Annotated in this window: 22 protein-coding genes; 12 read left to right on the plus strand and 10 right to left on the minus strand. The window is 55.8% G+C overall.

The features are described 5' to 3' along the window. Positions 1–607: 607 nt before the first annotated feature. The gene (locus tag GOW93_RS14145) at positions 608–1870 is read left to right on the plus strand and encodes a leishmanolysin-related zinc metalloendopeptidase (protein ID WP_170385454.1); all 1263 of its coding nucleotides are present in this window, start codon (positions 608–610) and stop codon (positions 1868–1870) included. A gap of 147 nt (positions 1871–2017) precedes the next feature. On the opposite strand, the gene GOW93_RS14150 is transcribed toward GOW93_RS14145, so the two are convergent. The 5 genes from GOW93_RS14150 to GOW93_RS14165 form a co-directional block, all read right to left on the minus strand. Continuing rightward, on the minus strand, positions 2018–2830 hold the full coding sequence (locus tag GOW93_RS14150; protein ID WP_254443598.1) for a hypothetical protein: 813 nt from the start codon (positions 2828–2830) through the stop codon (positions 2018–2020). 29 nt (positions 2831–2859) lie between these two features. Next, positions 2860–3168, minus strand: a complete 309-nt coding sequence (locus GOW93_RS20790) for a hypothetical protein (RefSeq protein WP_254443600.1) — start codon at positions 3166–3168, stop codon at positions 2860–2862. Between the two features lie 188 nt (positions 3169–3356). Continuing rightward, entirely contained in the window at positions 3357–3575 is a 219-nt protein-coding gene (locus GOW93_RS14155) for a hypothetical protein (protein ID WP_170385458.1), read from the minus strand. Positions 3576–3697: 122 nt separating this feature from the next. Next, positions 3698–3946, minus strand: coding sequence for a helix-turn-helix transcriptional regulator (locus GOW93_RS14160; RefSeq protein WP_170385461.1), 249 nt, complete (start codon positions 3944–3946; stop codon positions 3698–3700). Between the two features lie 83 nt (positions 3947–4029). Then, complete coding sequence (locus tag GOW93_RS14165) at positions 4030–4671, minus strand: hypothetical protein (protein WP_170385464.1); 642 nt, start codon at positions 4669–4671, stop codon at positions 4030–4032. 542 nt (positions 4672–5213) lie between these two features. Here GOW93_RS14165 and GOW93_RS14170 point away from each other — a divergent pair. Continuing rightward, a complete protein-coding gene (locus GOW93_RS14170; protein ID WP_170385467.1) occupies positions 5214–6845 on the plus strand; it encodes a bifunctional aspartate transaminase/aspartate 4-decarboxylase in 1632 nt (543 codons plus the stop codon). A 107-nt stretch (positions 6846–6952) separates the two neighbouring features. Here GOW93_RS14170 and aspT read toward each other — a convergent pair whose 3' ends face one another. After that, complete coding sequence (aspT, locus tag GOW93_RS14175) at positions 6953–8653, minus strand: aspartate-alanine antiporter (RefSeq protein ID WP_170385469.1); 1701 nt, start codon at positions 8651–8653, stop codon at positions 6953–6955. A gap of 529 nt (positions 8654–9182) precedes the next feature. Beyond that, on the minus strand, positions 9183–10367 hold the full coding sequence (locus GOW93_RS14180) for a tyrosine-type recombinase/integrase (protein WP_170385471.1): 1185 nt from the start codon (positions 10365–10367) through the stop codon (positions 9183–9185). A gap of 723 nt (positions 10368–11090) precedes the next feature. On the opposite strand from GOW93_RS14180, the gene GOW93_RS14185 reads away from it, so the two are divergent. From GOW93_RS14185 to GOW93_RS14200, 4 genes are all read left to right on the plus strand, one after another. Continuing rightward, positions 11091–11417, plus strand: a complete 327-nt coding sequence (locus GOW93_RS14185; protein WP_170385474.1) for a potassium channel family protein — start codon at positions 11091–11093, stop codon at positions 11415–11417. Between the two features lie 168 nt (positions 11418–11585). Beyond that, positions 11586–12665 carry an AI-2E family transporter gene (locus GOW93_RS14190; RefSeq protein ID WP_170385478.1) on the plus strand — a complete coding sequence of 360 codons (1080 nt, stop codon included), beginning with the start codon at positions 11586–11588 and terminating at the stop codon, positions 12663–12665. Beyond that, positions 12662–13726, plus strand: coding sequence for an HlyD family secretion protein (locus tag GOW93_RS14195; RefSeq protein ID WP_170385481.1), 1065 nt, complete (start codon positions 12662–12664; stop codon positions 13724–13726). The genes GOW93_RS14190 and GOW93_RS14195 overlap by 4 nt, the downstream gene beginning before the upstream one ends. Continuing rightward, the gene (locus GOW93_RS14200; protein WP_170385484.1) at positions 13716–14726 is read left to right on the plus strand and encodes a DUF2955 domain-containing protein; all 1011 of its coding nucleotides are present in this window, start codon (positions 13716–13718) and stop codon (positions 14724–14726) included. The genes GOW93_RS14195 and GOW93_RS14200 overlap by 11 nt, the downstream gene beginning before the upstream one ends. Before the next feature lie 12 nt (positions 14727–14738). On the opposite strand, the gene GOW93_RS14205 is transcribed toward GOW93_RS14200, so the two are convergent. The 3 genes from GOW93_RS14205 to GOW93_RS14215 all read right to left on the minus strand — a co-directional run bounded on the left by GOW93_RS14205 (position 14739) and on the right by GOW93_RS14215 (position 17257). Further along, on the minus strand, positions 14739–15122 hold the full coding sequence (locus GOW93_RS14205; RefSeq protein WP_170385487.1) for a carboxymuconolactone decarboxylase family protein: 384 nt from the start codon (positions 15120–15122) through the stop codon (positions 14739–14741). A 162-nt stretch (positions 15123–15284) separates the two neighbouring features. Beyond that, positions 15285–16373, minus strand: a complete 1089-nt coding sequence (locus GOW93_RS14210) for an aromatic ring-hydroxylating oxygenase subunit alpha (protein ID WP_170385490.1) — start codon at positions 16371–16373, stop codon at positions 15285–15287. Then, positions 16370–17257 carry a MurR/RpiR family transcriptional regulator gene (locus GOW93_RS14215; RefSeq protein ID WP_170385492.1) on the minus strand — a complete coding sequence of 296 codons (888 nt, stop codon included), beginning with the start codon at positions 17255–17257 and terminating at the stop codon, positions 16370–16372. Before GOW93_RS14215 ends, GOW93_RS14210 begins: the two co-directional genes overlap by 4 nt. Before the next feature lie 68 nt (positions 17258–17325). Here GOW93_RS14215 and GOW93_RS14220 point away from each other — a divergent pair, with 68 nt between their 5' ends. The 6 genes from GOW93_RS14220 to GOW93_RS14245 are packed head-to-tail and all read left to right on the plus strand — an operon-like array spanning position 17326 to position 23926. Then, the gene (locus tag GOW93_RS14220; protein WP_170385495.1) at positions 17326–19779 is read left to right on the plus strand and encodes an FAD-dependent oxidoreductase; all 2454 of its coding nucleotides are present in this window, start codon (positions 17326–17328) and stop codon (positions 19777–19779) included. Beyond that, positions 19779–20861, plus strand: a complete 1083-nt coding sequence (locus GOW93_RS14225) for an alcohol dehydrogenase family protein (protein WP_254443602.1) — start codon at positions 19779–19781, stop codon at positions 20859–20861. The genes GOW93_RS14220 and GOW93_RS14225 overlap by 1 nt, the downstream gene beginning before the upstream one ends. Then, complete coding sequence (locus GOW93_RS14230) at positions 20858–21436, plus strand: dimethylsulfonioproprionate lyase family protein (RefSeq protein ID WP_170385498.1); 579 nt, start codon at positions 20858–20860, stop codon at positions 21434–21436. The genes GOW93_RS14225 and GOW93_RS14230 overlap by 4 nt, the downstream gene beginning before the upstream one ends. After that, positions 21433–22539: a mandelate racemase/muconate lactonizing enzyme family protein gene (locus tag GOW93_RS14235; RefSeq protein ID WP_170385501.1), complete on the plus strand. Its 1107-nt coding sequence runs from the start codon at positions 21433–21435 to the stop codon at positions 22537–22539. The genes GOW93_RS14230 and GOW93_RS14235 overlap by 4 nt, the downstream gene beginning before the upstream one ends. Continuing rightward, on the plus strand, positions 22536–22820 hold the full coding sequence (locus GOW93_RS14240) for a cupin domain-containing protein (protein WP_170385504.1): 285 nt from the start codon (positions 22536–22538) through the stop codon (positions 22818–22820). The genes GOW93_RS14235 and GOW93_RS14240 overlap by 4 nt, the downstream gene beginning before the upstream one ends. Next, positions 22817–23926: a mandelate racemase/muconate lactonizing enzyme family protein gene (locus tag GOW93_RS14245; RefSeq protein WP_170385506.1), complete on the plus strand. Its 1110-nt coding sequence runs from the start codon at positions 22817–22819 to the stop codon at positions 23924–23926. The genes GOW93_RS14240 and GOW93_RS14245 overlap by 4 nt, the downstream gene beginning before the upstream one ends. The last annotated feature ends 59 nt before the right edge of the window (positions 23927–23985 follow it).

The raw sequence follows: 23985 nt of genomic DNA on the forward strand, positions 1-23985 counted from the left end.
GAGCAGTCCGGTAGCTCGTCAGGCTCATAACCTGAAGGTCAGAGGTTCAAATCCTCTCCCCGCAACCAAACTTCTCAGTCAGATATCAAACACTTAGCCTCGCATAACGCGAGGCTTTTTGCATTCCGCCAACACAGCTGGAAGCACTGTGGAAGCAAAAGGGGCAGGAAAAGCCGTGTGGTAGAACGGCAACAGGCATAACTTCGCCAAACATACGCATAGGTCACGACGAAGCCAGCTACCCCGAGCTACCGTTCGACGGCATTAATAGAAGGTGAATGGCGCCTTCCTAATTTGTTAAACTTCAAAATTATATTCTGATGAATGGATGTTTGAATTGGGCTCGTTCATTGCGAACAGAGTCCGCCAGTGTTTCTAGTAAATTGTAAAGGATGGTTTGTGATGTCCAGAAATACAGTATTCGCGCCCTTTTATAGAATAACGGAAGTCTTTGAAAACTTGTTTTCCAACACTCTGTCCGAACAAGCGTCGGCATGAGGGCCTGCTGAAGGGGTGCCAAACAAGCTATTGACTGAGTCGCCCATAAGTTTAAACGAATTTGTATCTGAAGTGTCAGGCGGCAATGCCAATGACGTATTTGATCTGAATGACGATCCCTACCACGAAGGTTTTGAGGTTGGTTACACAGGAACTTCGGCACCTGCACAGGGGCTTTTTTGAAGAGCTGTCTAACAATCTATTGAATTTCGTAACTTTGAATCATGAAGAATTTGTATTTGCTGTGGCGACCGGCAACGACTACGAGCTGCACGATCACGAAGGCTATAAAGTTGGTCACAACGGCGGTTCGGTAAATAGGAAATTGTTTACGTCAAATGGCAATGCATTCGACAATGATGAGTTCGCGTTTCAGCGACCGGACGGCGTAGGTGGTGGTCCATTCGGTGGTGGTGGCGGCGGTGACGATGGTTCGGGCGATGATGACGACACATCCTCCGGTTACGGTACAAACGATCTGTTCGCGGAATACTTCAGCGGCACCGCCGATGCGGATGGTGTGGATCACTTCAACGTCGAAATTGAGTTTTACGGCGATTGGACCGGCTATGAAGCTTACATGGACGCCTTTGCTCTTTCTGCAGAGTTTATTAGCTCCATCATGACGCAAGGCCTTTGGGATGATCCACAATCCTTCAACACATTTGATCCAACTGGCACCAACATCTTCACTGTCGATGATGTGCTTATTGAAGCGCGCCTGACAGATATTGATGGAGTCGGTAACATCTTGGGCGGCGCGAATGTCTTCTCCGCCCGCGAAGCAACTGCTTTAGATGCCTATACCGCCGTCGTAGGTCTGATGGAGTTCGACACCTCAGATGCGCAGGCCCTGTCCACGTACGGAACTTGGGATGACGTGGTGCTGCATGAGATGTTTCATGCGTTGGGCTTCGGCACGCTGTGGGACAATTACTACCCTGACATCATTTCTCAGACGTCAACACAGGTTGCTGGACAAGATACACGTCGTCCAACTGATGATGTGTATGAAACAACTGCCGTATACAACGGAGCCGCAGGGAACGCTGAGTATATAAGCGAAAGTTGGACCGACGGTGACCAAATCATCGTCGAAACAGAGGGTGGTTCTGGTACGGCTTTGGCGCATTGGGATGACGATGTTCACGGTGATGAGCTCCTGACCGGTTATCTCGATACTGTAGAAGGAGCGTATCTTTCTGACTGGTCCATCGCAGCACTTGCTGACATCGGCTACTATGTCGATCAAGACGCTCTGACGGGGGACCATGCGAATGATCTGTCTGATGACATCAATCTTTTGGAGACTCTGGTCGTCGCCGACAACGCGTATATCCTTTACAATGAAGACGGCACTTTGATCGCCTGATGCACGTTACTTTAGACACCCAGACCGGCGCGTTTCTGCGCCGGTTTTCGTTTGCTTAAATCGAAAAGACAGTTTTTTGACCGCACAGCAGTTATTCAAATGAAAATACGGTGCTGCAAACGCGGCGAACAGCCGCTACGCGACCACTCAAGACAACCGGTACTTCCCGCGAGCCTTGGCAAGTCGTTCTTCGAGAGGTGTGGTATTCTCTACAGCGAGCCGAGCCAGTACGTCGGAGTGACCTTCCATAAATTCACTAAAACTATCCGCAGAAACGTCTGAAATAGCGGCTCGCGTTATGAACAAGCCCAGAAGCTGTGCATCCAACTCCCGCATCTTGGCGGCGCGATTGGCTTCCATCACGTCGCTGGGCAAGACGCCTGCACAATTCTGTAAGAGGTCATTGCCAACCACGGCTTCAACCTGCTGCCACAGCTCGTGTGTGGGCCAGCGTGCGCGGTTTCCGTCTGCAGATGGCATACAGTATCGGATACGCCCTAGCGCGTCTGTGAAGGCGTCTCCGATGACGTCACGTACGTCCTGCCAATTCCGCATCTCGAAGCGGTTGCGGAGTTGTTTGGAGCCAAGCCGCATCTCAAAGCGCCAAACCTGACTTGCTGCCCGGTCGGTCAGGTCTAGCGGCGGTTTGTCTGCGGCCTCAAGTGCTGCATTCCAAATCGTCAGCCACCCCATTTTGTTTTGCTGGATGACCTCGGCGCGCTTGTCATAGATCGCCAATTGCCGGTTGGCGACGGCACCGGCACGCAAGCCAACTACCCGTGCTCCACTTGATACGGTCGCGGTTTCATCAACACCGGTATATTCGGTGACTTTTGTGCCGGGTGGCACCACCAAGGCTTCCCGGTCGGGTTCAAACCGCGGGGCCAGCAAGTCGACGGCAAAGTCAGCCCGCGCCACGCGCAATTGGGTTTCTAAGTATTTGATCCCAAATGCCTCCATGCAGTCGCGAAAGTGCCGCTCAGCACCTTCTAGACCGGCCGTGGCAAGGCCAAAGGCACGGAAGTCGACGGGGTGATCCCGGGGTTATTGGAAATGCGGTCCTGCGGGTCTTGGAACAGCCACACGGCCCCATGGTCGCCGGTATGGGCGGTGAAGCCACGTGCGCCCTTGCTGGTCACGTTCAGGGACACAGAGCCAAATTCGAGGGCGCAATCGCAATAGGTCTCCTTGGCATGTTGCTTGGCGGATGCCAGTTCTTCGCGAAAGTCCTTAGGGATATCGGCCTGAATAGTGAATCTCAGCCCATCGAAGCCTGAATGCAGGATAGTAGCTTCCATTTGCGCTGGCCTTCGCTTTCGTATTCGTGGAGGGGGGTGTTACAAGACCCCCCTCTAACGCGGCATGCCCTGCCGCTGGGTTATGTGGCGATGTTGTGGAAAAGAATGCGGGGGCTTTTGCCCCCTTAGTGCCTCCGGCGGGGCAGCATTTGTTTTGGGGCCGGAGCGAGGCCGCTCCGGCGCTGCCATCACTTGGCATTGGTTTGACGGCCAATCCAAATCTCGGCGCGCTCCGCGCATTTGGCGATATTGAGCAAGTCGGAATGGTGGAAACTGTTCGAATTGCGCCATTCGCCGGTATCGGTCTTGTAGGCGCGGGACATATCAACCGAGTAGAAGCCATCATTGTCCCAGATGGTTGCGGTAATCAAGCCTATCTTGAATTTCTGTGCAGGCTGGTTTGCCATGGTTCAGTGTCTTTCTGTTGATGTTTGAGGAAAAGGGCGCGGGACTGTTTCGCCCGCGCCTCTACAGAGCCAGTCCGGCCCCAAAATCCCGCACGGCGCTGCCAACCCCGCGCGGGCAAAACTCAGGCTGCGGTGTAACTGCTGGTGTTGCCGTAGCGATGTGCCTCGGCCCATTCCAAAAGTTCACGGCGGCGATAACGGACAGAGCGCCCCGACTTATAGAATTTCGGGCCAAATCCAGTCACGCGCCATTTCTGGATGGTGCGCACGCTCTGGCACAGGAAATCGGCGGCTTGGCTTTCGTCGATAAAGCCGTCCAGATAGTCCGTCGCGGGGCGGTTGTTGTCGTTTGCTGGTTCGTTTGTGAGCATCGGTTTACTCCGGTGTGTGTTTCGATGCTCTAGACTTGGACCAATCCCAAACCACAAAAAATGCCAATAAAACCCTGAATGTTTTATTGTTTTTTGGTTTTCTTTAACTCATTGAAAAAGGGAGAAATAATTCTTCTAATGGTTTCCGAATTTATTTGTGCGGGTGGCACGTCTAGGTCTGGACGGTGCAATTCAAGCCACCGTCTGACTTTAGGGTAGTGCGACATTTGCGATGCCGTTGGGTCTATTTCTCTGGCCTTGTTAAGAGCGTGAAAGGCCGCTTCGATGTCTGGTTTAACTGATGGCCTGCCCGGGGCGCGCGTTGGTGTGGAGTCGACATGACCGCGCTCAAGGATTTCATTTCGAATGCGATTGGTTGTCAGACGGACTTCAATAAACTCCATGCCTCTATAACTAAGCTTGCCTTCATCCCAATTGCAGCGGCCAGACCATGCTGCTTTAGGAATTGCAACCGGGGTACTAGCAACTCTTCTTGGCGGTTCAAAGCCAAAGGCATGAAGATGGCTGCCCGCGATGTATTTCAGAATGTTCTCTTGGAGGTTTTGTCTAAGAGTATTGCGTGCCTCTAGGATTTTCTGTGGTCCTTCCAACAGCATTTGAATCTTGGTGACTGCATCTGCCTCCATAGCCGAAGCTTTGGTCATCCCATCCTCAAGGGCGCCGATCGCTGACGATTTCTGCAGCTTTTCCCAGCGCTCCTTCAACTTTGGCTCTGCATACACAATCCAAGCTTGGGTTATGGCAACGCCGCTACGCCACAAACGGTCTAGCTGGTTGGTTGGCTCACTGCTCCACCTCTTCTAAATGTCGGGGATAGGTATGTGATGCAGTGAGTAAAGTTAATAGGGTGCAACGTCCCCAGTATATCTTACGTGCGGGACACAACTTACCCTGCGCACATCTATACCAATCAATAGGGCACTTCTGTTTCAGGAGGGCTATGTCCGCTGCGCGGACTTTTCTGCCGTTCACTGCAATCGCCTTGCCGGTCCCGACCAATGGCGTTTATGCGTAATTAGCGAACTGTGCAATTTCATGTTGGATGTCAGCTCCAAGCGCAGAGCCTCAGCACAATTTCTATCATTCTGACTGCCTTGTAAAATGGTTGCAGCTAAGGCTTCTAATGAAAACACACAATCCTCGGCTGCACACCGGCCTCTTCAATTGGTGTTGTTTTAATTGACACATTGCCCTGCATGCGGTCCGCTGAGCTACGTCATCTGTTTTTACGCAAGGATTTGATATCATGTCAGAATCGCTCAACCTGCATAAGTTTGAAAACCTAAGTCCTTTTCAGATCAAAGACGAACTCATTAAATTGGCGCAAAAAGAGGCGCGACAGATGGCTCTGCCATATCTAAATGCCGGTCGAGGGAATCCAAACTGGATCGCCACTAAAGCGCGGGAGGCGTTTTTCCTGTTAGGGCAGTTCGCTATGACAGAAGCACAGCGCCATCGAAATGAGCCGAAGGTTGGTCTGGCTGGGATGCCGCAAGGGCCAAGCTGTTATGACCGGCTAAAAACGTACTGCGCCAAATCGGTTGAAGGAAACGGCCCTCCTGGTGCGGAGACTTTGGCGGCCGTAGTTGATTTTGCGATTGAGAAATTTGGTTTTATACCCGACGATTTCGTGCTCGAGTTGACTGACGGTATTATTGGCGACCATTACCCGATGCCTGACCGTTGCATGGAACACAACGAAGCGATTGTCCACGAATACGTTATGTGGGCGATGTGCGCGGGGCACCGACCGGATGCGAAGTTCGATATCTACGCAGTTGAGGGTGGAACCGCAGCGATGTGTTACATCTTCAAAGCGCTCAAGAACCAGAGATTGCTGAATGCCGGTGACACGATTGCGTTGGGTACACCGATTTTCACACCCTATCTGGAGATGCCGGTCCTTGAAGACTATGGGCTGAACACAGTGGATGTATCTTCGAAAGAAGAGGACCACTTCCAACTCAACGACGACGATTTCGAAATTCTGTCCGACCCAAAAGTCAAAGCACTCTTTCTGGTTAACCCAGGCAATCCATCTTCAGTCGCTATAAGCCCCGAGGTCTCGGCTCGGCTTGTTGAGTTCGTAAAGACCCGCCGCCCCGACCTGATCATTTTGACTGACGATGTGTACGGGACCTTCGTTCCAAACTTTCAATCGATCTTGGGGCATCTGCCTGAGAACATCATCGGGGTTTATTCCTACTCCAAGTATTTTGGTTGCACTGGATGGCGTTTAGGCGCGATTTTGGTGGCTGAGAACAACATCTTCGACAAGATGATTGCGGATGCTCCCGATGAAACCAAAGCCGTCGTCAACGCACGCTACGAAACGCTGACGCCTGATCCATCCTCGTTCAAGTTCATCGACCGGATCGTCGCCGACAGCCGCGATGTTGCGCTGAACCACACTGCTGGTCTATCGCTGCCACAACAGGTGATGATGACTTTGTTTTCGCTGGTCGAGCTTATGGACGAAGAGAAGGCCTATCAGAAATTCTGCTGGGGTATTCTGAAACATCGCTTTGACGAGTTGGTCGACGGGCTGGGCATCGAAGTTCCCGATAACCCGCTGTTCGACAAATACTACGGTATTATCGACTTCGAATTCTGGCTGCGCAAATACGTGGGCGAAGAGGTGGTCGAGTGGATCAACGAGAATGTTCACCCGCTGGATATATCCTTCAAACTGGCTCAAGATCACGGGATCGTTTTGCTGAATGGATCGGGCTTTGACGCGCCTAACTGGTCGGCGCGGGTATCGTTCGCCAATTTGGATGATAGTGCTTACCGCCAGATCGGAAGAGCGGTGCGCGCGGTGGCCACTGGCTACGTGCAGGCCTATCGTGCCTCGAAAGGACTGCCTTTGCACGGTTAAGATCCAGCAACGGCGTAAAGCAACGGATCAGCATGATGATTGACACACATGCTGATCTCACCCTTCCAAGCTAGGATTCCGGTTGTTGTACCCATTTCCGGTCTGACTTACGGAACAAAAGCCACAACCAACGGCCCCCAGAGTGTCAGGAAGATATTGGCCACGGCATAGGTCATGGTGAAGGCGGGTGTGGGCGTCGAGTTCCCGGCTTTTTCCAATAGTGTCGCAAAACCGGGATTACCCGAGCGTGATCCGGTCACAACCGCACAGGCCTCAACCGGGTTCTTGATACGCAGGGCGAAATAGTTGATCGGGAACTGCACGATCATGGGCATCAGTGTAACCACAACACCCAAAAGCAGCAGCGTGATCCCATATTCCTGGATTGCCTCCAATGCGGGTTTGCCTGCATTTAGGCCAACGACACCAACAAACACAGCCAAACCGAAACTCTGAAGGAAATTCGCGGCCCCGCGGTTAATACCGCCGATCTTGGGCCGCCGGATGCGCAAATAGCCGATGATCAACCCTGTAACCAGGCAACCGAGGCCGGACCCCAAAGCCACCTTCGTTCCTGCTATGACGAAACTGATCTCTCCAATCAGATAGCCGATGGCCACGCCGATCCCCAATGCAATGAAATTGGTTACCGAGGCCGAAGGCGGCACATAGCCCGCAACTTTGGCAACCCGGTTCAGGTCGTCCTTGTGACCGACAATACTGACCTCGTCACCTGCGTGGATCTCTGTGTTGTGGAGGACGGGGACATCATGGCCCATACGGGTTATCTTTGAGATATGAACACCGCGCCTTTGATCCGCCGTCAGAGCCTCGCGCAACTCTGCCAAGGTTTTGCCGGTCAGTTTACGGTTGGTGACCACGACGTTGCGACGTTCCTCTACAACCGTCAGTTCAGGGGGATACTCTCCGATTTCACCACTAGCGCTCCCCTCGAACTGGGTCAAAGTCGCGACGAGGCCGGAGACGACCACAATGTCTCCGACATTGACTACCGTGTCAGGGGTCGGATCCACAGGAGCGCCATCATGGAGCAATCGTTCGACGATCAGATCGCCATTATAGCCGCTTTCAATGTCCTTGACGGGTTTTCCGGCAATGGTTGCATCGGCATTTACCTGATAGGCGCGGGCGTCGAACCGATTCATGGGAAGGAACTCACCTTCCTCTAATTTGCGACCGCCACCGCTGAGTTTCTGAGCCAGCTTAATTGCTTCCTGCCGCAGGTCGACACGCATGATGATGGGAATGATGCTAACTGCCAATATCGGGCCGATTGAGCCGAAGATGTAAGTAACCGAGTATCCTACGGCGATGTTGGTTTTCAGCTTTTCCGCCTCATCTGCGGCGAGCCCAAGCAGATCGATAGCGTTTCCAGCGGTACCAATGATTGCAGATTGCGTCAGGCCGCCAGCGGCCAACCCTGCGGCAAGCCCTTTGTCCAAGCCAGCTAACCGAGCAACAACGATAACAAAAAACAACCCCCAGAGGGTCATCAAAAACGCGGCCAGTAACTTGGTCAGCGCAGTTCGGTTCAAGGCCGCAAAAAACTGAGGCCCACCATTGTAACCGACCATGAATATGAAGAGGGAAAAGAATACATTCTGAACATCGGTGCTAAGGTTGATACCACCGATCTGGCCAATGAAGACCGCCACCAACAAAGTGCCCGCAATGCCCCCCAATTCGAACTTGCCGACCCGAAACTTTCCAACCCCGTATCCAAGACCCAAACAAAGAAACAGCGCCATGATCGGGAAGGCGCGAAGTTGTTCTGTAATCAATTCCATTCTGAAATCTCCAGGGTCCCAACGCCGGTCGTTTCTCCTCAAGATACAGAGCCTTACTGTATTGAAAACAAAAAAATTTAGACAACCGACGTCGTGCGGAGGTTTTAAACTACTCGGAACAAACTCTATTAAAGGGCAGGTGAACGTGGAACTTTAAAAGCTATTTTGGAATGCAGGTCACACCATCCACTCTTCGTCTTTTGTTAATGAGCCTTGGCCATTTCGATGGTTTCTTGGGTCAACTGGAAATCAAACACAATTTTTCGCTAATAAAAAAGTGGTCATCCAAGCTGGCAGCTTTTCCGCTGACCGGCTAAGTGCGCCTCAAATCTAATGTCTGCTTCGGGCTCTGAGCCGTCATTCGAAGTATCGGCGTGGATCGTGGTTTTCCTTACCCGGGGTATACGCGTGGCCGGGTATACCCCGGGTAGGAGGAGACTCTCCAAGTTACGTATCGTATACGTAGATGTCCTACGTAATGTAGCACGCCTATGTATACGTTTAAGGCGGGGAGTACGTGCCCAATACCCTACCTAACTAAACGGAGCGCCTGTTGGGGTTCCCGAACACCTACAAATGTATCAAGCCGTGCCGCGTTTTTCTCCGCCGCTTGGCGCACCGGATCATCGGCCAGATGCGCATACCGCATGGTGGTTTGAATCTGACTGTGACCTAGCAACCGTCCGACCATCTGAATGGGCATTCCTGATGATACGGCGTTTGACGCGTAGGTATGGCGCAGGTCGTGAATACGGACATCATGCAGACCGGCCCGTTTACGTATACGACGCCATGGCTTTTGCAGGTCGGTGGCGTAGTAGCCGGAGATAGCCCCAGCAATGACGTAAGGGTTGTTAGCAAGCCGTGGAAGGGCGGTCAGAACCGCTCGGGCCGCTTGGGGCAGGGGAATGCGTCGCGCGCCTGTTTTGGTGTCTGGAAGCTCCATTCCTGCATCTGTGATGAAGGACCATTGCAGAGTCTGGATTTCACCGAGGCGACACCCGGTCAGGATGAACAACCGGAAAGCGGCAATGACAAATGGCGACTCCGAGCTATCCCGTTCCGCGTCTGTCAAAGCTTGCCCGAGTCGTTGCAACTCGTCTTGGCACAGAAACCGCTCCCGTTTTTCTTCGCGGTATTTTGGGACATGGCGACAGGGGTTTGATCCGTCAGGCCGCAAGCCCCAGATTTCCGCGAGATTGAACATCTTGGACAACACGCCCAATGTCCGATTGGCCTGATAGGGTTTGTCCCGGAATTTGTGGTGCAGTTCGGCTATGTCTTTTCGTTCCAATTCGACAACTTTGAAGTTGCCAATGGCCGGAACGATGAACAGATCAATCGCCCTGCGATACTCTCCTTGGGTGGACGCTTTGCAGCGTTCCTTAACGTGGGTGTCAAAGAACCGCTCACACAAGGCCGCGACCGTGGGAGCGCGGCGATGCTGGGCAATCTCTTCGGCGGGGTTCTCACCCTTTGCCACTTGCCCCATGAGTTCTTTTGCCAGCTTTCGCGCCTCGTCCACGGTGATCTTGCCATGTCGTCCGATGGAAACGCGCCGTGTCCTTCCGCCCTTGCGATACTGTGCCTGATAGGTCTTGGCCCCGGAGGGCATGACGCGAACACCAAACCCGGCAATCTGGCTGTCCCAGACAAAGTAGTCTTTCGCCTCAACAGGCAGGGCTTCTACGGCGCGTTTGGTCAGTTTTGGCATCCCTCATCCTTTCTCTGTCATCGCCCCGTGGAAGCATTGTGGAAGCAACTGGAAGCGGTTCATGGCGTAAGAGGTAGGAGCGGAGCGTGTCGGCCGTCAATAATAAAACAACGATTCCAATAAGATAGGGTAAGTCAGCGTTTTCGGGCGTAGTTGGTGCAGGTAGGTGTAAGCTATCTCATAACCTGAAGGTCAGAGGTTCAAATCCTGCTCCCGCAACCAATATTCTCGATAGGATATCAAACACTTAGCGCACCTTGGGGCGCTTCCCGTGTTCGTAGCGCCGCACTTGGTGCCATAATAAATTGCCCATTGTTGTGGGGGTGTCTGAGTAAAATCACAGTTTCTGCTGCGGTCATCAGAAGGCTGTTATATTCGCCTGGTTCAAACGAAAACGCCGCAAAGGTTTCGGGTGTCCGTTTGTGGCAGGTTCTCGTTACGCTTTGTTCCAGCAACTTGTGCTGAATTTAGTTGGTTGCAAATATCGCGACCTGCCAGGACCAATAAATCCCTATTCGATACTCCTTCTTCCGTAGCTATCCTTTCTGACGGAATATTTAATGCTTAGTTTTGCAGCTCTTGGGGATATCTGCGTCGTGCCAACACAACTGAAAGCAAGCTTATTCAGTATCTGACGCGAATTTAGAAAACTAAAATCTCGTGCCGGTTTTCTAGGATTGCGAAAACCCTGCTATACCTCCTTTATCAATCGAAGGGGGCATTATGAATTCACTTAGAAGGATCACGCGAGGAATACGCATTGCATTCAAAGACGGTCGGGTAAAAGGAATTCTGGCTTTTACGGTCGGGATGATTTTGTGGGCTTCTGTCTTTTATCATTTCGTCGAAGGCTGGAGTTGGCTCGATTCAATTTACTTTTCGGTCGTCACAATTTCGACGGTGGGATTTGGGGACTTTTCACCCGAAACGGCTGCGGGGAAGATTTTTACGATGCTCTACATCATCGTTGGACTGGGTGTATTCGTAACCGCAGCAACCACCGTCGCTGACACAATCCTGTCGCAGGATGATGGGGACGAAGGCACCTAAAACGGCGTGTTTCCGTGGTTTGTACAAATCCACAAGCCGCGGATTCGTTGAGTATCGGTGCGATTTCCCTGCATTTTTCAAGGCTCTACCGAACCAAAAATCCAAAAATATATACACATCGTGTTTTTTGAGTTTAAGTTTGAGGAAACAAAATGTGGGAGGGACGGAATGGAAAAAACCCAGGACGCAAAGATCGTTGATCTTGCTATACGCTTACTTTTCCTTGGACTGTTCCTTTATAGCGCGCTGGTCATGGTTGCTCCGTTGGCCAGCGTGGTCATCTGGGCGACGATATTGTGCGTCGCGCTTTACCCAGTCTTTGAGTGGCTTCAAGGCAAGCTAGGTGGGCGAAAATCTCTGGCAGCGACGATCTTGGTCCTGTTGGGTCTTTTACTTACGCTGGGTCCGGTCGCAACGGCGGTGTCCGGTGCCGCCGAACTTGGGTCAGACTTTGCCGAACAGGCAGATCGCGGCGAACTGAAAATTCCCCCTGCGCCCGAAGGCATCAAGGAGCTTCCGCTAGTTGGAAACAAGATTGCCGATGTCTGGACGATGTTCGAACGCAATCTGGACGGGGCGCTGGCAAAATACGGCGCGCAAATACTGGAAATTACCAAGTCTTTGTTCGGCAGAGTACTAGGAATCGGCATAGGGTTGCTGGGCCTTGCGCTGTCCGTCATCATTATGGGCGCGCTTTTCAGCCCCGGGCCGAACCTGGTGCAAGGATTGCAACGTTTCGCCAACCGCGTGTTTGCCCCCCGTGGCGGAGAGTTTGTCACACTGGCTGGGGCAACGATCCGAAACGTCACCAAGGGGGTGATCGGTGTTGCAGCAATACAGGCTGTCGTCGTGTGGATTCTGCTGGCGGTTTTCGGCATTGGGTCGGCGGCAACGCTGGCTTTCGTGTGCCTGATCCTTTCGATCATCCAGATCGGCCCCGGTCTCGTCCTATTGCCGGTGGCTATCTATGCGTGGAGCTCCATGTCCGGTGGAGCGGCCTTAGTGTTTACCATTCTGGCGATCCCGGTTGCCATCATGGACAGTTTTCTACGACCTGTTTTCATCTCAAAGGGTCTTGAGACGCCGATGTTGGTCATCCTGATTGGCGTACTTGGAGGGATGATGGCATATGGCCTGATTGGCATTTTCATGGGCCCGGTCCTGTTTGCGGTTTTCTATGAACTGTTCAAGGTCTGGATCGACGAATCCCCCGATGCCTCGGAACCTGCCGAAGGAGCGGCGGAATGAGGAAAACGATCTGGACGACGCTGGCGGTCATACTGATTTTCCTTGTCTGGTATCTGGTCGCAGATCGAAAAACGCCGTTCACCGGAAATGCCCGCGTGAAAGCCGTGGCGACACAGATTGTTCCGCAGGTCACAGGCACGGTTACCGAAGTTCTGGTGCAAAACGGTCAGGTCGTTTCGGCCGGCGATGTGCTGGTGCGGATTGACCGCCGCCCGTACGAGATTGAACGCGACAAGGCCGAAGCGGATCTTGAGGCGGCAACCCAAGAGGTCGGCGCGTCCTCGGCCGAGGTGAGTGCAGCACAGGCCAAACTGGCCCGCGCGCAGAGCGATCTGGACACGATGCGTCTGCAAACCGAACGTGTGTTCGCATTGGAAAAGAAGGGTCTGATTGCGGTCTCAAAGGCTGACGATGCCCGAGGGCAACTGGCTGAATCCGAGGCCAATCTGGAAAACGCTGTGGCCGATCTGGAAAAGGCAAAACAGAGGCTGGGCGCAGAGGGTGTAGAGAACCCTAAAATTCAGCGGGCATTGGCCGCCCTTGCCGATGCAGAGCTGAACCTCGAATGGACCGAATTGCGAGCTCCGGCAACGGGGGTGATATCCAATCTGCTGATTGCCCCGGGAACGTATGCGCGTTCCGGTCAGGACCTGTTGACGTTCCTTGATGCAACCGATGTGTGGATCGAGGCGTATTTCACCGAAAACAACCTTGGCCGCGCCGCTGTCGGCTCTCCGGTCGATGTGGTTCTGGACATGCACCCCGGACAGATCGTTCCAGGTGTGATTGAAAGCTTCAGCGCAGCCGTGTCTCTGAGCGGTGGGGATGAACCCGGTCAATTGGCGAGTGCGCCCAGCACCAAAGGGTTCTTGCGCGAACCCGAGCGGTTCCCGGTGCGGATCGTTCTGCCTGGGTACGAAGCCGGCAGCACCGAAGATGATCTGCGGTTTCAGCTGAACGGGCAGGCGGATGTCATCATGTATCTCAGTGATAATTCGCTGCTGAACATGGTGGGCCGCGCCTATATCCGCGTGGTCTCAATCCTGTCCTATGCGTACTGAGGACCGGAACTCAATCCTGCGGCTGGCGGTGGGCGTGACCGGTGTCTTTTCACTAGGGCTGTTTCTGGGCTGGCCGTTGGCAGTAGTGGGCGCAGTTTTCACCGCCTTGTTTCTGCAGGCTCCGGCGGCGTTGCCTATGGCCGCATTTGGTAAGTTGTTTGTGTTTTCGATTGGCTTGATGTTCATCTCCTTCCTCGTGTCGTCCATCTTTGCGCCATACCCGGTTGTCTTTCTGATCCTCGTGGCCATTGGGATCATCCTGTCGTTTACGTGGTCTGTTTCGGGGGCCGGGGTCTTGCCCGGTGTCATTGCCCTTATGGGGGCGTTGATGATTCCGAACCTTGTGCTGCAGTCGCAGGACCTGGCATTGGTATTGGTGTTCTGGATTCCGTTGAACTTGTTCTTCGCGGGCTTTGTGTCCACGCTTATGTTTGTGATCATTCCTGCCGAGCCTCCGTCCGATGCGCAGAAAAAGGCAGAGGCAGCGCAGGACTTTGACCCGCATCGCCGGATATTTCGAATGGCGCTGGTCACCGTTCCTTTCGCCTTGGCGTTCTTCGTATCAGGTGCATCGGCGTTGCTGGTGCTGTTTTTCGTGGCACTGCTAAGCCAACAACTGGCGGCGATGCCGTCTGCGGGTAAAACCGTTGCCATTGCCATGCTGACGGCAAATCTTCTGGGCGCTGCGGTTTCGATCCTTTGTTATGAGGTTAACGTCATAGCACCGGTGTTTCTGACGCCGGTGCTGTTGTGCTTTTTCTTCTGCGTCACACTGGGCGCGTTGGGGAAAGCTCAGATCCCTCTGGCCGCTGCCGCAGGGTCAGCGATCACGACGGCTCTGATCGTCTACGGAGGCTCAATAGCGCCGTTTTCGGACGAGGCCGATGTGAAGAGTATCACGCGAGTATTGCAGGTCGCCAGTGCCGCAACTTTCGTGATCGTGGCCTATATCGTGGTGGATGAGTTCTGGCCCGAAAGGAGGCGCCAGAACCCAGCTTGAGGTCCGTGCGCTTTATGCGGTTTCCAGCACTTTGCGGGCAACGCGGAAACACTCCAAGGCCTGAGGCACGCCGCAATATATGCCGATGACGTGAATGATGGCGCGGATTTCCTCTTTCGAGACACCGTTTTTGATGGCGCCTTTGCAGTGGATTTCCCATTCGTGCATCTTCCCAAGCGCGCCGATCATCGCAAGGTTCATCATCGAGCGTGTTTTGGCGTCGATCACGTCGTCGCCCCAGCCGAACCCCCAGCACCAGGCCGTCATCGCCTCTTGAAACGGGCGGGTAAAATCATCGGCGGCCGCCAGGTTTTTTTCCACATACTCGGCACCAAGCGTGCCTTTGCGTTGCTCTAGCCCTTTTAGGAAAAGGTCTTCGTCGAAAATATCTGCCATGTGAGGTCTCCGGTTTTTGGCGCATCAGGTAGTGTTTGGGGCAGCGGGTTTAATACGTGTGATGTGGTTCGGCACCCTCGCAAAGCGCGAGGGGTTTAAGCAAGCTGGGTGTTTTTCTCAGATACCGTCAACGATTATCGCAAGTGTCTAGAGGAAAGATCCTCATTCCACCGCCTCGCGCATCCATTGTTGCAACCGGGCGATCGAGTGTTCCGACATCACCCCGCAGCCAGGGTCCAGAACCAGCGGGCCGGGGCGGTAGCCGCGGGATTTCAGGCCCCGGTGAACGCTTTCGACCAGTCGAATGTCTTCCTCGACTGTTGTTTCTCGATCCTGCACCGCCAGTTGCCGGATCACCGCGCTTTCCGATCCGCCTTCGGTGTACCAGCCGCGCCAGACGGTGCAGTGGTCGGCATCATTTGCGCGCCAGTGATAGGTATTCAGCACGTTGCCCGGATAACATTGGAACGAGAACATCGGCCACAGGAACCAAGACTGGTAGTCGCCTGCATGTGGCACTGACAGGTCGATGGGATAGGTCATCTTGTCGAGGCTCTGGCATTCAGTGGTGTGGCGCAAGACATAGCCGCCGCTGGCGTCGGGCTGAATGTCATAAGTCTCGGGCTTGACCACGCCTTCGGCGAAGGTCGGGTGGTTGGTCGGGCAGTGGTAGCATTCCGAGTAGTTCTCGATACTGACCTTCCAGTTGCAGTTCTCCGGGATTTCAACCCATTCCAGCGGTTCCAGATCGTCGATATGAGGCACAAAGGCGCGGATTTCCTCGCGCACGCCTGGGTACCAGTCGTCCATCGGAGCGGCGTCATCATCGAGATTGACGAAGATGAACCCGTTGAAGACCTCGGTGCGAACTGAGGTCAGGCAGATTGCACTGCGGTCAAAGCCTGGGACGGACTTGATATTGGGACCGGCGCGCAACTGGCCGGACAATTCGTAGGTCCAGGCGTGGTAGGGGCACACAACGACGCGGGTGTTGCCCGCACCCGTCACCATCTCGTGCGCGCGATGCTGGCAGACGTTATAGAACGTGCGGATTTCGCCGTCGCGGCTGCGAATGCAGAACAGGTTCTGGCCGGCGATTTCAAACGCAAAGTAATCCCCCGTTTCCCGGACCTGTGCGACATGGCCCGCAAACTGCCACGTTCGGGCCAGAAGCCCCTGCATCTCCTGCTCGAAGATCGCTGGGTCAGTGTAGTAGCGCGCGTCCAGTGAGTGGGTCAGGGGTGCGTTCATTCGGGCTCCTCCGCGTAGAGGCCAAGTTGGTGTCTGCGTTGGTGAAACCGTTCCACTCGTTCGACGATTTCATCGCTGGAAACCGCAATCACGAAGGACAGCAGCGTTTCCAGCAGTGCAATGGTCGAAACGGAGGACGGGAAGAATTGCGGGGTGTCTGCGGCAACCACAAAGCCGTGCTGCGCGTTCAGGATGACCGGGCTGGCAGGGCTGTCGGAAATGCCGATCACGGTCAGACCCTGTTGCCGCGCCAGCTTGATGGCGTCGATTACCTCGGTCCGGTAGGGGTGGCAGGTGATGGCGATCAGCACGTCCTGCTCACCTGCCCAGGCCAGATCGTCCACCGGGGTCGAGCCGGGGCGCGGGATAGCGTGGAACTGCTTCATCCCGGTCGAGGCAAGATAGGTGAAATTACGTGCGTTGGCATTGTTGACGCCGACACCCAGCGTGAAAATCTGACGGCAATTCCAGATGTCCTCAGCCGCAGATTTCAGGCGCGCGGCGTCGATTCCAGCGAAAGTGTCCTCAATATTGCGGATCGCCGCGCCGACCATGTCGGCATAGAGCCCTCCCAGTTCCCCCGACTTGCCGATGTTTTGCAACCAGCGGGCGCGGTCAGGAAACGACACGCCCCCTTTACGAATCGCATCGCGGAACGGAGCGCGGAAATCTTCGTAGCCTTCGAACCCCACCTGCCGCGCCATCCGGACAAAGGTGTTGGGCTTGACCTTTGCGGCCTCGGCAATCTCTCGCACCGTTGAAACCCCAACATCTGTTGGGTTTTCCAGCACGTAACGTGCGGCTTTCTGCGCCTCGGGGGTGAGGGCATCCCATTCCTCGGTGAGGCGGTCGAGAACGATTGATGATACATTTGTGTCATTCATGATTGACGATGGTACATTTGTGGAATTAGCCTGTCGAGCAGAAACGCGACTCGGGAAGAGGAAAAATCATGTCCGAGAAGAATCTGCCCACCCACGCCCGCGTGGTCATCGTCGGAGGCGGCGTCATGGGGGTCGGTCTGGCCTATCATCTGGCGCATGAAGGCTGGGGCGACGATACCGTCTTGCTGGAAAAGGCCGAGCTGACCAGCGGCAGCACCTGGCATGCGGCGGGCCAGATCACGCATTCGACCTCAAGCTTTGGGCTAGGCAAATGCGTGGACTACAACATTGGTCTTTATTCCGGCCAGTTGGAGGCTGAAACAGGCCAGCCTGTGACATGGCATGGCTGCGGTTCGTTCCGTCTGGCCTATACCGAGGATGAGATGGACTGGCTGCGCCATACCCTGTCGGTGGGGCGTTCGCTGGGTTTCAACATCGAACTGGTTGGCCCCGAGAAGGTGGCCGAGCTGCACCCGTTCTACAATCTCGAAGGTGTGCTGGGAGCGCTGCACACGCCGGATGACGGTCATGTTGATCCAACCAACGTGACCATGGCGATGGCGACCGGGGCGCGTCAGAAAGGCGTGCGCATCTTCCGCAACTGCCGCGCCACCAACATCACGCGGGCCGACAACGGCGAATGGGTGGTTGAGACCGAACAGGGCACCATCACTTGCGAGCATGTGGTGAACGCAGGCGGCACCTATGCCCGCCAAATGGGCGAATGGTCTGGGCTGCAATTGCCCATGACCTCGATGACGCACCATTACTTCGTAACCGAGCCGGTGCCCGAGTTCCAGAACCTCGACAAGGAACTGCCGGTGATCCGTGATGACCGCAAGGTCTCTGGCTATATCCGGATGGAGCAACAGCGCGGGCTGATCGGGATCTACGAGAAAGAGAATCCGAACTCGGTCTGGCATGATCACTGCCCGTGGGAATACGAGAACTGGCTTTTCGATGCGGATTACGACCGGGTGATGCCGTGGCTTGAGGAAAGCCTGAACCGCATGCCGATTTTTGCCGAACTGGGCATTCAGCGTGACGTGCACGGCGCGATCTCGCATCCCCCCGATGGCAACCCGCTGATCGGGCCTGCTCCGGGTGTGCAGAACTACTGGTGCTGCTGCGGCACGCAAATCGGGATCGGTTGGGGGCCGGGCCTGACCCGCGAACTGGCGCGCTGGATGGTTCATGGTGCGGCCGATATCTCGATGCGCGAGTTCGATCCACGCCGGTTCGGCAGCTATGCCACCAAGGACTGGCAGGTGATCAAGGCCGAGGAAGACTACTGCCTACGCCACGAAATCCCCTTCCCGCATTTCAACCGTCTGGAAGGGCGTCCGATCAAGCCGTCACCGCTGTATGAGCTGCTGAACTCCAAAGGCGCGGTGCATGAAGAGGTCTACGGCTTCGAGCGTCCCCGCTGGTTCGCGCGGGACGGGGTCGAGCAACGCGATTACTACTCTTTCCGCCGCACGCCAGCCGATGACATGGTCGCGGCCGAGGTCAAAGCGGTGCGCGAGCGCGTCGGCATCATGGATGTCACCGCCTTTACCAAGGTCGAGGTCTCGGGACCGGACGCCTATGCCCTGCTAGACCGACTGACCGCCAACCGGATGCCGCAAAAGGTCGGCTCGATCACGCTGACACATATGCTGAACCGCCGTGGCCGGATCGAGTTGGAGACCACGATCGTGCGCATGGCCGAAGACCGCTTCTATCTGGTCTGTGCGGCGTTCTTCGAACAGCGCTTGCTGGATCACCTGGCGCAGCAGCGCGCGGAAGAGGATGTGCAGGTCACCGCTCTGTCCTCTGATTGGTCCGCCCTGTCACTGAACGGCCCACGGTCGCGCGAGGTGCTGGCGCGATGCACCGATGCCGATCTGACCAATGCCGGGTTCCGCTGGCTGTCCGCGCAGGAGATCACCATCGCGGGTCACAAAGTCTGGGCTTTCCGTATGTCCTATGCTGGTGAGCTGGGCTGGGAGCTGCACATGCCCAACGCCGCCTGCCTTGACGTCTATAACGCTCTTTGGGCGGCGGGTGAGCCGCACGGCATTACCGACTACGGCAGCTTTGCCATGAACGTGATGCGGATGGAGAAGGGCTTCAAAGGTGCGGGCGAGCTGACCAATGAGGTTACTCTGGCCGAAGCCGACGTGCTGCGCTTTGCCCGCACAGACAAAGAGTATCTGGGCAAGGACAAGACGCTGAACACCGACCTTCCATGGATCTGCGCCTATCTGGAAATCGAGCCTGACGGCGAGATTGACGGACATGGTGGTGAAGCGGTGATGCTGGACGGGCGTGTCGTGGGTTCGACGGCCTCGGTGGCTTATGGCCATACGGTCGGTAAAATCCTCGCCTTTGCGTATATCAAGCCCGAGGCCGCAACACCCGGTACCAAATTGCAGGTGGTGGTCCACGGCAAACTCCGCGCAGCCTGCGTGCTGGGGGAACCTGCCTATGATCCGCAAAGCCTTCTGCCGCGCACCGACGCCGCATTGGAGACTGCGTAATGAGCTTTCCCGACACGATGAAAGCCATGGTCACGATGGGCCATGGCGGCCTGGAGCAGATGGTTCTGCACAAAGACTGGCCGCGCCCGGATCCGGCGGCCGGAGAAGTTCTGATAAAGGTCGCCGCCTGCGGTCTGAACAACACAGACGTCAACACGCGCTCGGGCTGGTATTCCAAAACGGTCACTGATGCGACCACCGGAGGCGCTTTCGAAGAAGTGGGCGAAGACGATCCCACTTGGGGCGGAGCGCCGATCACTTTTCCGCGTATTCAGGGGGCAGATATCTGCGGTGAAATCGTAGCGGTAGGTGAAGGCGTCGACAGCGCCCGCGTCGGTCAGCGTGTCATCACTGATGGATGGCTGCGTGATCCGACGGACCCCGACAACATGGACAAAACCGGCTATTTCGGATCGGAACGGGACGGAGGGTTCGCTGAATACGCCACGACACTGGCCGAGAACGCGGTGCCGATCACCTCGGACCTGTCTGATGCGGAACTGGCAACGTTTTCTTGTTCCTATTCCACGGCCGAGGGGATGCTGACCCGCGCCAACGTGACCGACAAGGACACGGTGTTGGTTCCCGGCGCGTCTGGTGGTGTAGGCGGTGCGCTGGTGCAACTGGCAAAACGCCGGGGCGCACGTGTGATCGCAATGGCGTCCGAGGCGAAACATGCCGACGTGGCCGGGCTTGGCCCTGACATGATCCTGCCCCGCGCGCCCGAGAATTTGCGGTCGGCGCTGGGCGATGAAAAGATCACCGTGGTTGCCGATGTGGTGGGTGGCCCCTATTGGCCGAACCTGATCGACATTCTGGAGCGCGGCGGGCGGTACACCTGTTCCGGTGCAATCGCTGGCCCGATGGTGAATTTCGACCTGCGGACCTTCTACCTGCGCGATCTGACCTTCACCGGCTCAACCGTGATCGACCCGCAAGTCATGCGGAACCTCGTGACATACATCGAGGCCGGTGAGATCAAACCCGCCCTCGCCGCGACCTATCCGCTGGAGGAGCTGCGCGAAGCGCAAGCCGCCTTCATCGCAAAACAGCATACCGGCAACATCGTGGTGATCCCATGACTCTGGACGACGTATTAGAGGCGGCCCGGCAACTGCATCAGGTGCATCCCGACCTTGCTGCATTCGCGGCATGGCCTGACGATCTGTCGCCGACGGGTCTGCAGCCTGCGCCAATACCCGCCACGGATTTGGTGCGCGACATTGATCTCGACGGCAGTGCGTCAACACGCGACCTGGTTGCGGCAATTAAGGCAACCGCACATTTGGCCCAATGGAAGCATACTTATACAGAAGAGGAAGTTGGTGCGGATTTCCTGAGCAAATATGGGTATTACGAACTGTTTGGCCCGACTGGTCATTTCCACTCGACCCGGTTGCGAGGTTATGTGGGCTATTGGGGAGCGGGTCTGAACTATGATTGGCATAGCCATCAGGCCGAAGAGTTGTACCTGACGCTGGCAGGTGGGGCGGTGTTCCGTGTCGACGGGGACGAAACCTATGTCGGCCCGAACCAGACGCGTCACCATGACAGCTGGCAAAGCCACGCGATGACCACGACCGACCAGCCAATTCTGACCTTTGTCCTCTGGCGTGGCGAAGGCATGGATGACCTGCCACGGATGGATGTCGCATGAAGATCACCCGCATCCGCATCTACCAGACTGGGCTGCCCTATGTGGGTGGGGCCTATGTCTGGGGTGCTGGCAATGCGATCGAAACGGCCATCGCCTCGGTCGTTGTCATCGACACCGATGCCGGATTACAGGGCTGCGGTGAGTTCACGCCTTGTGGCGAGAATTACATGGTTGCCCATTCCGAGGGCGTCGCGGCACTGGCGCGGCTGGTGGCGCCAAAGCTGTTGGGCGAAGACCCGCGGCAAGTGGGGCAGATCGAGCAGCTGATGGATCATCTGGTGCAGGGCCATGGCTATGCCAAGGCCCCGTTCGATGCGGCCTGCTGGGATATTTTGGGGCAGGCTTGTGATCAGCCCGTATGGATGTTGCTGGGCGGCAAGCTGACCGACGGCGCGCCGATGTATCGGGTCGCGCCGCAAAAGGCGGTGGATGAAACCGTGGCCGAGCTAAACCGCTATCGAGAACAAGGGTATCGGCAGTTTCAGGTCAAGGTGGGCGGCGATTGGACCACTGATATTGACCGCATTCGTACTACGGTGCCCTTGCTGCAACCGGGTGAAAAGGCGATGGCCGATGCCAATCAGGGTTGGCGCGTAGATAATGCAATCCGGGTGGCACGTGCGACGCGCGATCTGGACTTCATTCTAGAACAGCCCTGCCGCACTTATGAGGAGTGCCAACAGGTGCGCCGTGTGGCTGAGCAACCGATGAAGTTGGACGAATGCGTCACCGGCATCCATATGGCCCAACGGATCGTCGCGGATCGTGGGGCCGAAATCTGCTGTCTGAAAATCTCGAACCTCGGCGGGCTCAGCAAGGCGCGGCGGGTGCGGGATTATCTGGTCGACAACCGCATTCCGGTGGTCAGTGAGGATACATGGGGTGGCGAAATTGCCTCCTCTGTCGTCGCCCATTTTGCAGCCTCGACCCCGCCCGAATATCTGCAGAACACCACTGATCTGATGAATTACAACACCCGATCAACCGGAATCGGTGGGCCGGTGTCGCGGGATGGCAAGCTTTACGCTTCGGACGCCCCAGGATTGGGGGTGGCCGCGGATTTCGAAAGTCTGGGAGAACCGATTGAGGAGTTCCGCTTATGAGATCGCAGGCGACAGCAACCCGGATGATTGACGACGCCCGCGTACGGGTAACGCGATTTGACTTTGCTCCTGACGCGGAAACCGGATGGCACCGTCATACGATGGATTATGTCATCACGGCCATCACCGATTGCCACATGCGATTAGAGCTGCCCGACGGAACAGTCAATGACGTGACGGTTCCCGCCGGCACGGCCTATCGCCGGGACGAAGGCGTCGAACACAATGTGATCAATGCTGGGGACGACCCTATGTCCTTTGTTGAAGTGGAACTGAAATGAAGATTACCCGACTGTCGGTTTATCACATCGATCTGCCTCTGGAGCATCCATACTGGCTGTCCGGCGGGCGTCTAAAGTTTGAATCCCTCGACGCGACGATTGTGAAAATCGAAACCGATGCGGGGTTGGTTGGCTGGGGCGAGGGAACCCCATGGGGGCACACATACGTCCCAGCGCACGGGCCTGGCATCCGTGCTGGAATTCAGACTATGGCGCCATTCATCCTCGGCCTCGACCCGCGCAAGGTGTTGGAGGTGGAGCGCGCAATGGATATTGCGCTGCCCGGTCACCTTTATGCGAAAAGCCCGATTGACATGGCCTGCTGGGATATCGCCGGTCAGGCGTCGGGTCTGCCGATCGCCGATCTGATGGGTGGAGGGTCACGCACGCCGCGTCCAATTGCCTCTTCGGTTGGAGCCAAGACCATCGAGGAAACCCGCGAGGTTATGGAACGCTATCGCAGCCGAGGCTACATCGCCCATTCGGTTAAAATCGGCGGTGATGTGGAACGCGACATTGCTCGCGTGCGCGACGTCGAAAGCATCCGGCGACCGGGAGAGATTGTGCTCTATGACGTCAATCGCGGCTGGACCCGACAACAGGCCCTACGGGTGATGAGTGCTTGCGAAGACCTGAACGTGATGTTCGAACAACCCGGCGAGACGCTGGATGATATCGCCGCGATCTCGGGCCGTCATGCCTCGCCCGTTTCGGTGGATGAGAGCCTCGTGACCCTGCAGGATGCAACCCGCATTGCCCGCGATGGGATCGCCGAGATCTTCGGGATCAAACTCAACCGCGTCGGCGGTCTGACCAAAGCCGCGCGGATACGGGATATCGCGCTGTCGCATGGTATCGATATGTTCGTCATGGCCACGGGTGGCTCGGTTCTGGCCGATGCCGAGGCCTTGCATCTGGCCGCCACCATTCCGGACACCAATTGCCACGCTGTATGGGCCTGTCAGGATATGATCACCGTCGATATTGCGGGTGGGCGCGGCCCGCGCAACGTCGACGGTCACCTACACTTGCCGGAAACGCCGGGTCTCGGTGTGCATCCGGATGAGGACGCGCTGGGCGAACCTACCGCGGAGTATGTGAAATGATGTGCGAATTTTGTATACAATCGCATGCCAAAATCTTGAATTTAGCGTGGTCTAAAATT

Origin of the sequence: Ruegeria atlantica (assembly GCF_013032455.1) — a bacterium.
Classification (GTDB): domain Bacteria; phylum Pseudomonadota; class Alphaproteobacteria; order Rhodobacterales; family Rhodobacteraceae; genus Ruegeria; species Ruegeria atlantica_B.

Coding starts and splice junctions, on each gene's coding strand:
- GOW93_RS14190 (WP_170385478.1), top strand. CDS start 11,586: ATGGAAAAAACCCAGGACGCAAAGATCGTTGATCTTGCTATACGCTTA.
- GOW93_RS14240 (WP_170385504.1), top strand. CDS start 22,536: ATGAGATCGCAGGCGACAGCAACCCGGATGATTGACGACGCCCGCGTA.
- GOW93_RS14225 (WP_254443602.1), top strand. CDS start 19,779: ATGAGCTTTCCCGACACGATGAAAGCCATGGTCACGATGGGCCATGGC.
- GOW93_RS14185 (WP_170385474.1), top strand. CDS start 11,091: ATGAATTCACTTAGAAGGATCACGCGAGGAATACGCATTGCATTCAAA.
- GOW93_RS14195 (WP_170385481.1), top strand. CDS start 12,662: ATGAGGAAAACGATCTGGACGACGCTGGCGGTCATACTGATTTTCCTT.
- GOW93_RS14160 (WP_170385461.1), bottom strand. CDS start 3,946: ATGCTCACAAACGAACCAGCAAACGACAACAACCGCCCCGCGACGGAC.
- GOW93_RS14235 (WP_170385501.1), top strand. CDS start 21,433: ATGAAGATCACCCGCATCCGCATCTACCAGACTGGGCTGCCCTATGTG.
- GOW93_RS14205 (WP_170385487.1), bottom strand. CDS start 15,122: ATGGCAGATATTTTCGACGAAGACCTTTTCCTAAAAGGGCTAGAGCAA.
- GOW93_RS20790 (WP_254443600.1), bottom strand. CDS start 3,168: ATGGAAGCTACTATCCTGCATTCAGGCTTCGATGGGCTGAGATTCACT.
- GOW93_RS14150 (WP_254443598.1), bottom strand. CDS start 2,830: ATGGAGGCATTTGGGATCAAATACTTAGAAACCCAATTGCGCGTGGCG.
- GOW93_RS14245 (WP_170385506.1), top strand. CDS start 22,817: ATGAAGATTACCCGACTGTCGGTTTATCACATCGATCTGCCTCTGGAG.
- GOW93_RS14210 (WP_170385490.1), bottom strand. CDS start 16,373: ATGAACGCACCCCTGACCCACTCACTGGACGCGCGCTACTACACTGAC.
- aspT (WP_170385469.1), bottom strand. CDS start 8,653: ATGGAATTGATTACAGAACAACTTCGCGCCTTCCCGATCATGGCGCTG.
- GOW93_RS14230 (WP_170385498.1), top strand. CDS start 20,858: ATGACTCTGGACGACGTATTAGAGGCGGCCCGGCAACTGCATCAGGTG.
- GOW93_RS14200 (WP_170385484.1), top strand. CDS start 13,716: ATGCGTACTGAGGACCGGAACTCAATCCTGCGGCTGGCGGTGGGCGTG.
- GOW93_RS14170 (WP_170385467.1), top strand. CDS start 5,214: ATGTCAGAATCGCTCAACCTGCATAAGTTTGAAAACCTAAGTCCTTTT.
- GOW93_RS14155 (WP_170385458.1), bottom strand. CDS start 3,575: ATGGCAAACCAGCCTGCACAGAAATTCAAGATAGGCTTGATTACCGCA.
- GOW93_RS14180 (WP_170385471.1), bottom strand. CDS start 10,367: ATGCCAAAACTGACCAAACGCGCCGTAGAAGCCCTGCCTGTTGAGGCG.
- GOW93_RS14220 (WP_170385495.1), top strand. CDS start 17,326: ATGTCCGAGAAGAATCTGCCCACCCACGCCCGCGTGGTCATCGTCGGA.
- GOW93_RS14215 (WP_170385492.1), bottom strand. CDS start 17,257: ATGAATGACACAAATGTATCATCAATCGTTCTCGACCGCCTCACCGAG.
- GOW93_RS14145 (WP_170385454.1), top strand. CDS start 608: ATGACGATCCCTACCACGAAGGTTTTGAGGTTGGTTACACAGGAACTT.